Genomic DNA, 7,593 nt, shown 5'->3' with positions numbered 1-7,593 from the left:
CCCAACCACCACCGCGCTGACATCAAAGAAACCTACGGCGTACCGGTTGAAGAAATCGTCGAAGGCATCAAGCACGGCGTGCGCAAGGTCAACATCGACACCGACCTGCGCCTGGCTTCCACCGGTGCCATGCGTCGCCTGATGGCGCAGAACCCGAGCGAGTTCGACCCGCGCAAGTTCTTCGGTGAAACCGTCAAGGCCATGCGCGACGTGTGCATCGCCCGCTACGAAGCCTTCGGCACCGCCGGCAACGCCTCGAAGATCAAGCCGATCTCCCTGGAAGGCATGTTCCAGCGCTACCTGAAAGGCGAACTGGCTGCCAAGGTCAACTGACCCCGGCACCGTTGCACAAAGAAACCCGCAGAGATGCGGGTTTTTTTGTGCCCGCTCGCCGGGCAGGACAACTTGCACGGCGCGTTTACCGTTAGTCGGCTAACATCAGATTCATGGCGTATAGCCATCGGTTGATCGTTGCGTCTTCGGGCGCCCTGACTAGAGTAACTATCGGATCCAATCGGATGTAGCTGTCGGTCCTACAAGAGAAGCAGCATGGATGTCGCTCATACACAACAGCCGGACAACCGGTCGACCCTACTGGTAGTAGACGACTATCCGGAAAACCTCATCAGCATGCGGGCTTTGCTGTCGCGCCAGGATTGGCAGGTGCTGACCGCAAGTTCCGGCATGGAAGCCCTGAGCACCCTGCTGGAGCATGAGGTGGACCTGGTCCTGCTCGACGTGCAGATGCCCGAGATGGACGGCTTCGAGGTGGCCCGGCTGATGCGCGGCAGCCAGCGTACGCGGCTGACCCCGATCATCTTTCTTACCGCCAACGAACAATCCGAAGCCGCGGTGCTCAAGGGCTATGCCAGTGGCGCGGTGGACTACCTGTTCAAGCCCTTCGACCCGCAGATTCTCAAACCCAAGGTACAGGCGCTGCTGGAGCAGCAGCACAACCGGCGCATGCTCCAGCGCCTGACCCGCGAGCTTGAGTCGGCGCGGGCCTTCAACGCCTCCATTCTGGAGAACGCCGCCGAAGGCATCCTGGTGGTGGACGAGTCGGGCACCATCGGCTTCGCCAACCCGGCCATCTCGCGGCTGCTGGAAACCCCTGTGGACAAGTTGCAGGGCGCCCACGTGCTGGACCTGATCCAGCTGCCCTGCGCCAGCCTGTGGCGCGAATCGGACTTCTACCAGGCCTACCTGGGGCGGCAGATCTTCCGCGTGCACGATGCCCAGCTGCGTACCCTGCACGGCCAACTGGTGCCGGTGGCGCTGTCTTGTGCGCCGCTGCCGGCCGAGCAGAAGGCCATGGTGGTGACGGTGCTGGACATGTCGGTGGTGCGCAGCCTGCATCAACAGCTGGAGTACCAGGCGGTAACTGACCCGCTGACCGGCCTGCTCAACCGCCGCGGCTTCTACCAGACCGCCGAGAGTGCGCTGCTGCGCAACGAGCGCTCGGGCAAGGCCAAGGCCCTGATGTACATGGACCTGGACGGCTTCAAGCGGATCAACGACCTGCTCGGCCACGAGGCCGGCGATCAGGTGCTGCGCTGGGTTGCCGAGCAGCTCAAGGATTGCCTGGGTAGCGCCGCGCTGCTGGCGCGCATGGGCGGTGACGAGTTCACCGCGCTGTTCGATGGCCTGCCGTACCCCGAGCAGGCCGGGCGCTTCGCCGAGCAGTTGCTCGAGCGCATGTCGGGGTTCAAGGAAGTGGACGGGCTGGAGGTCAGCCTGGGGGTGAGCATCGGCATTGCCACCTACCCGGATTGCGGCGCCAACGTCGAAGGCCTGCTGCGCGCGGCGGATGCGGCGATGTATGCGGCCAAGCAGGCCGGGCGCCAGCAGTACCGCTTCTACGACGAGGAACTCAACGGCCGCGCCCGTTCGCGGCTGATGCTTGAAGACAGCGTGCGCGCCGCCATCGAGCAGAACGATTTCACCCTGGTCTACCAGCCGCAGGTGGCGTTTGCCGACGGCCGCCTGCGCGGCTTCGAGGCGCTGCTGCGCTGGAAGCACCCCAGTGTCGGCGACGTGCCGCCGGGGCTGTTCATCCCGCTGCTGGAAGAGGCCCGGCTGATCAATCGCCTGGCCAGCTGGATCTACCGCAAGGGCGCCGACCAGCGCCGTGGCTGGGGCGCGCGCTTTGGCCCCGAGCTGGTGCTGGGCATCAGCCTGAGCCGCGCGCAGTTCGCCATGCCGGGGCTGGCCGACGAACTGGCGCGGGTCATCGAGGAATACGGCCTGCAGGGCCACCAGCTGGAAGTGGAGGTGGCGGAAACCTCGCTGATGTACAACATCGATGCGGCGGTGAAGCAGGTCAACCGCCTGCGCGAGCTGGGCATCCGCGTGGCGCTGGACGACTTCGGCGCCGGCGACTGCTCGCTGCGCATGCTGCGCGATTTGCCCATCGACACGCTGAAACTCGACCGCCACCTGGTGGCGCGGCTGCCGGAGTCGGCGCCCGACATAGCCTTGGTGCGCAGCGTGATCGCCCTGTGCGCGGCCTACGACATCACTGTCATCGCCGAGGGCGTCGAGACTAAGGCCCAGGCCGAATGGCTCAAGGCTGCCGGTTGCGCCTACGTACAAGGGTTCCTGGTGGCGCGCCCGATGACCGCTGTGGATGCCGGCGACTTTCCGGCAGTTTTCCCCTGGGGCGCATGATTGGCTAAACTCGCGCATCCTCGTGCCGATGCGCCAGCCATGACTGCTTTACGTTACCTGCAAGCCTACCCGCCACACCTTCAGGAACAGGTGCGCCAGATGATCGCCAGCGACCGCCTGGGTGCCTACCTGCAGCAGCGCTACCCCGAGCGCCACGGGGTGCAGAACGACAAGGCGCTGTATGCATACGCCCAGGACCTCAAGCAGTCGTTCCTGCGCAGCGCTCCACCGCTGGACAAGGTGTTGTTCGACAACCGCCTGGACCTCACCCACCGTGCGTTGGGGCTCAATACCGCGGTGTCGCGGGTGCAGGGCGGCAAGCTCAAGGCCAAGAAGGAAATCCGCATCGCCTCGCTGTTCAAGGAGGCGGCGCCGCAGTTCTTGCGCATGATCGTGGTGCACGAGCTGGCGCACCTGCGCGAGCGTGACCACAACAAGGCGTTCTACCAGCTCTGCCAGCACATGGAGCCGGACTACCATCAACTGGAATTCGACCTGCGCGTCTACCTGACCTATCGGGAGCTGCCGGGCAACACCTGAGGGACAAGCACCCCATGACCACGGAAGTGAGCAAGACCCGCAGCAGCTTTTACCGTCGCCTGTACGTGGCCTGGCTGATCGACAGCCAGACCGCCGCCAGCGTGCCGGCGCTGATGGAGGCCACCGGCATGCCCCGGCGCACCGCCCAGGACACCATCGCCGCCCTGGCCGACCTGGATATTGTTTGTGAGTTCGAACAACAGGCCGGCGCGCGCAACCATGCCGGCAGCTACCGCATTCGCGACTGGGGGGCGATCGACAAGCAGTGGATCACCCGCAACCTGCGCCAGTTGCGCGAGGTGCTGGGGTACCCGTAAGAAGGCTGAACACGCCCTCTGTAGGAGCGGCCTTGTGTCGCGATGGGCTGCGCAGCAGCCCCGGCAATTCTGCATGAGGCTGAGACCTTGGGGCCGCTACGCGGCCCATCGCGACACAAGGCCGCTCCTACTGGAAAGGTGTCTCGCTCAGGCCTTGCGCATGCCGATGTGCGGAATATCGTCCTCCAGGTATTGCTCGCCCACCGCAACGAACCCGTGCCTGGCGTAATACCCCTGCAAGTGCGCCTGCGCCGACAGGTACACCGGCGTGCCCGCCCAACAGTGTGCGGCGCACTCCAGTCCCTTGAGCAGCAAGGTGTGGCCCAGGCCAGCGCCACGTGCCGCAGGTGAGGTCACCACCCGGCCGATCACCACATCACCGCCTTGCGACTGCGGGTCTAGCAGGCGCAGGTAGGCCACCAGCTTGCCGTCCTGCCAGCCCATCAGGTGCAGGGTGTCACCCACCAGGTCCTGCCCGTCGACCTCCTGGTAGGCGCAGCGCTGCTCGACCACGAACACCTCGGTGCGCAGTTGCAGGATGGCGTACAGCTGATCTTTGTCGAGGTCGGTATGGTGCTTGCAAATCCATTCGAGGGTCATGGCGGGCTCCGGGGGGCTGGGCCGTGGATGATCGCAAATCCCGCCGCCGAGCACGAGCGCCAATCCATACGGCCAAAATAGAGGCTAAATGACATGATTGCCCGCTGTGGCCGGCAGGCGGCTTGTGTAATCTGCAAGGCGCGTTACGGGTAAAGATCGCCAGACTTCAGCGTGGGCTCCCCAACTGCAAAGGGACTTGAGCATGCGGCCACTGCTTTGCGTTCTTGGAATACTGGGCGTGTTGTGTACGCTGCCGGCTTTTGGCCAGGAGCGCTTGCGCCTGGTGGCCGACAGTTGGCCGCCGTTCACCGACAGCAGCATGCCCGGCGGCGGCCTGGCTACCAGCCTGGTCACTACCGCGCTGAACCGCGCGGGCTTCACCACGGTGTTCGAGGAGGTGCCCTGGGCGCGGGCGCTGATGGGCATCGGCGAGGGGCGCTACGACGTGCTGGTGAACGCTTGGTACAACGCCGAGCGCGAGCGTATCGGCCAGTTCTCCGGCACTTACCTGACCAACCGCATCCGCCTGCTCAAGCGCCAGGGCCAGGCCTTCAGCTACCGGCGCCAGGCCGATCTCTACCCCTACAGCATCGCCGTGGTGCGCGACTACGCCTATTCACCGGTGTTCGACAGCGACCCGCGGCTGAACAAGGTGGTGGTGCGCAACTTTTCATCGGCCGTGCGCATGCTGGCGGCAGGCAGGGTCAACCTGGCGGTGGAGGACGAGTACGTGGCCCGTTACAACCTGCAGCGCGAGCCGCAGGCGGTGCGTGACTCGATCACCTTCGTCGAGCGGCCGCTGGGGGAGAACAGCCTGCACATTCTGGTCAGCCTCAAGCACCCGGAGCATGGGCAGATCGTGGCGCGGTTCGAGAAGGCCATTGCGGCGATGAAGGCTGATGGCAGCTATGAGCGGTTGTTGCGCCAGCATGGGTTCTGACGACCTGCTCCAACGCGATCCTTGTAGGAGCAACTGACTTGCTCAATTTTTAAAAGCCGACTCGATTCTTGTGGGAAGCGGCCTTGCCGGGGCGCCGTCCGGTCGAGATGGGCTGCGCAGCAGCCCCGGCAATTTTGCATGAGGCTGAGGCCTTGGGGCCGCTTCGCGCCCCATCGCGACACAAGGCCGCTTCCCACAGAATGCGTGCAGGCTCTTAGATTTTAGTCGGGCAATCGCTCCCAGAACCCTTCAGCCCGGCTGGCCTTCCTTGATCAAATGCCCGGCCAGGGTGCGCAGCGGGCCCAGTTGCCGGCAAATCAGCGCCAGCTGGGTCTGCACCAGCCGCTGATGCTCATCAAGCTCTTCGGGCATTTGCTCCAGGGCATTGGCCAGCGCCTCCTCGGCATCACTGTGAATGGCCACCGGCAGCCGCGCCGCCAAGCCATTGGCCAACTCGTCCAAGCTGCTGGCCAGGGTACGCCCGGCGCCATCAATCAACTGTTCATGCACCTCGGCCGGCAATGCCGTGTCGCGGTGCGCGCCCAATCCGGACAGGTAGCTGAGCAGGGTGTGCGACAGCACCAGGAAGCGGAAGCCCACATCGGCCTCCTTACGGAAGTGCCCCGGCTCCATGAGCATGTTGGCCAGGGTGGTGGACAGCGCCGCGTCGGCGTTGTGGGCGTTGCGCCGGGCCAGGCGGTAGGCCAGGTCGTCGCGCTTGCCGTGGGCGTACTGCTGCATGATCTGGCGCAGGTACTCGCTGGCGCAGGCCAGGGTGTTGGCCAGCACCTTGTTCAGCCGCCGGCCCTGCCAGTCGGGCAGGAACAGGAATACCGCCAGAATGGCGATCAGGCTGCCCACCAGGGTGTCGAACAGGCGCGGCAGGAACAACCCGTAGCCATCGCCGATCTGGTTGAAGCAGAACAGCACCATCAGGGTGATCGCTGCGGTGGCCAGGGTATAGCGGGTGGTGCGGTTGACGAAGAACACCACCCCGGCCACCACGGCAAACGCCGACTGCACCAGCGGGTTGGGGAACAAGTCGAACAGCGCCCAGCCCACGGTCAGGCCGATCGCCGTGCCGAACACCCGCTGCACCAGTTTGCGCCGGGTTGCCCCGTAGTTGGGCTGGCAGACGAACAGCGTGGTGAGAATGATCCAGTAGCCTTGGGTTGGGTGGATCAGGTGCACCATGCCGTAGCCCACCGACAGCGCCAGCGACAGGCGCAGGGCATGGCGGAACAGCAGCGAGGTGGGGGTGAGCTGGGTACGCAGGCGCTTCCACACATCCTTGAGGTTGCGCGGCGAGCGGTCCAGCAGGCTGCTGTCGCTGGCGTCGGCCAGGGTGTCGGGGTTGCTGGCGGCGCTGAGCAGGCGGTCGAGGGTCGACAGGTTGGCCGCCAGGGCCCGCAACGAACGCAGCAGGCCGCGCCAGGCCGGGTTGCTCTGGACGCGCAAGTGTTCGAGGGAGGCGTTGAGGTCTTCCAGCGCTTCGGGGTAACCGCTGGCCAGCACGAACGGCTGGCGCAGGCGGATCGAGCGCGCCAGCTCCTGGCACGACGAGCCTTGTTTGCGCAGCAGGCGTTGGCAGCGGAACATCACGTCGCTGTGGAAAAACGCCTCGGTCAGGGCGTTGTAGGGGTAGTGCGAGGCACTGACCCGCTCGTGGATGTCCTGGGCCAGGAAGTACAGCTTGAGGTAGCGGCTGACCTTGGAGTTGGGCTGGCTGTTGCCGACCCGGTGCAGGATGATCTCCTTGGCTGCGTTGAGCGCCGCCACCACCTTGCCGTTCTGGCGCGCCAGCTCCAGGCGCGTGGCCTCGACGTCGAGGGTGCGCACCGGCTCGAACAGGCTGGCCTTGAGCTTGAGGTAGCTGCCCAGCTCGAAAAACAGCTTGGCCAGGCTTTGCTGCACCGGCTGGTTGGAGAACAGCGCCTGCCACAGCACCGAGAGCAGCCCGTACCAGGCCGCACCGGCCACCAGCAGCAGCGGTTCGTGCCAGAAGTCGGTGACCTCGCCGCCGCGCTGGTCAACGCCGATCATGGTGTACACCGACAGAATCAAGGTGGCCGAGGCGATCGCCCCGTAGCGCTCGCCCAGCGCACCGAGCATGGTCAGGCCGAAGGCCGCCAGGGCCATCGAGGCGGCGAAGATCCAGGGGTAGGGGAACAACAGCTCAACCGACAGGGCGGCGATGGCAAAGCAGGTCAGGGTCACCGCCAGGGCGCTGAGGCGGCCCTGCCAGCCGTCATCGGTCTCGGCCAGGGCGCTGGCGATGATGCCCAGGAACAGCGGGATGAGCAGGCTCATCTCGTTCTGGTACCAGCACCAGGCCATGCTGCCGGTTAGGGCGATGGTGACCCGGATGGCATAGCTGAACTTGTCTTGACCCCACAGGCGACGCAAAGAATGGCGAAACGAGCTGGATGACATGATGGCCTGCTGGGCAGTTGTCGAATGAGAACCTTTGAGGACGCCATCGCCGGCAAGCCGGCTCCTACAGGAAAGCGCGCCCCCTGTAGGAGCCGG

At 65.2% G+C, this 7,593-nt stretch carries 7 protein-coding genes; 5 read left to right on the top strand and 2 right to left on the bottom strand.

Annotated features, from left to right (window positions below):
• From ACI2KK_RS15360 to ACI2KK_RS15345, 4 genes are all read left to right on the top strand, one after another.
• A partial coding sequence (locus tag ACI2KK_RS15360) for a class II fructose-bisphosphate aldolase (protein WP_404669534.1) occupies positions 1–333 on the top strand: 333 nt, incomplete at its 5' end.
• A gap of 216 nt (positions 334–549) precedes the next feature.
• A complete protein-coding gene (locus tag ACI2KK_RS15355) occupies positions 550–2,667 on the top strand; it encodes a putative bifunctional diguanylate cyclase/phosphodiesterase (RefSeq protein ID WP_404669533.1) in 2,118 nt (705 codons plus the stop codon).
• A gap of 39 nt (positions 2,668–2,706) precedes the next feature.
• Positions 2,707–3,207: a M48 family metallopeptidase gene (locus tag ACI2KK_RS15350; RefSeq protein ID WP_217840626.1), complete on the top strand. Its 501-nt coding sequence runs from the start codon at positions 2,707–2,709 to the stop codon at positions 3,205–3,207.
• Positions 3,208–3,221: 14 nt separating this feature from the next.
• A complete protein-coding gene (locus ACI2KK_RS15345; protein WP_217840625.1) occupies positions 3,222–3,524 on the top strand; it encodes a helix-turn-helix domain-containing protein in 303 nt (100 codons plus the stop codon).
• Positions 3,525–3,671: 147 nt separating this feature from the next.
• Here ACI2KK_RS15345 and ACI2KK_RS15340 read toward each other — a convergent pair whose 3' ends face one another.
• Positions 3,672–4,124, bottom strand: a complete 453-nt coding sequence (locus ACI2KK_RS15340) for a GNAT family N-acetyltransferase (RefSeq protein WP_404669532.1) — start codon at positions 4,122–4,124, stop codon at positions 3,672–3,674.
• A gap of 202 nt (positions 4,125–4,326) precedes the next feature.
• Here ACI2KK_RS15340 and ACI2KK_RS15335 point away from each other — a divergent pair, with 202 nt between their 5' ends.
• Positions 4,327–5,064 (top strand): substrate-binding periplasmic protein, encoded by a 738-nt coding sequence (locus ACI2KK_RS15335; RefSeq protein ID WP_404669531.1) that lies wholly within the window; start codon positions 4,327–4,329, stop codon positions 5,062–5,064.
• Positions 5,065–5,313: 249 nt separating this feature from the next.
• On the opposite strand, the gene yccS is transcribed toward ACI2KK_RS15335, so the two are convergent.
• On the bottom strand, positions 5,314–7,497 hold the full coding sequence (gene yccS, locus ACI2KK_RS15330; protein ID WP_369988426.1) for a YccS family putative transporter: 2,184 nt from the start codon (positions 7,495–7,497) through the stop codon (positions 5,314–5,316).
• Positions 7,498–7,593 lie beyond the last annotated feature (96 nt).

This window comes from Pseudomonas sp. NPDC089406, assembly GCF_044900265.1.
Classification (GTDB): Bacteria; Pseudomonadota; Gammaproteobacteria; order Pseudomonadales; family Pseudomonadaceae; genus Aquipseudomonas; species Aquipseudomonas fakonensis.
Note: the sequence above shows the minus strand (reverse complement) of the source record. Positions and strands in the feature narration are given on the sequence as shown.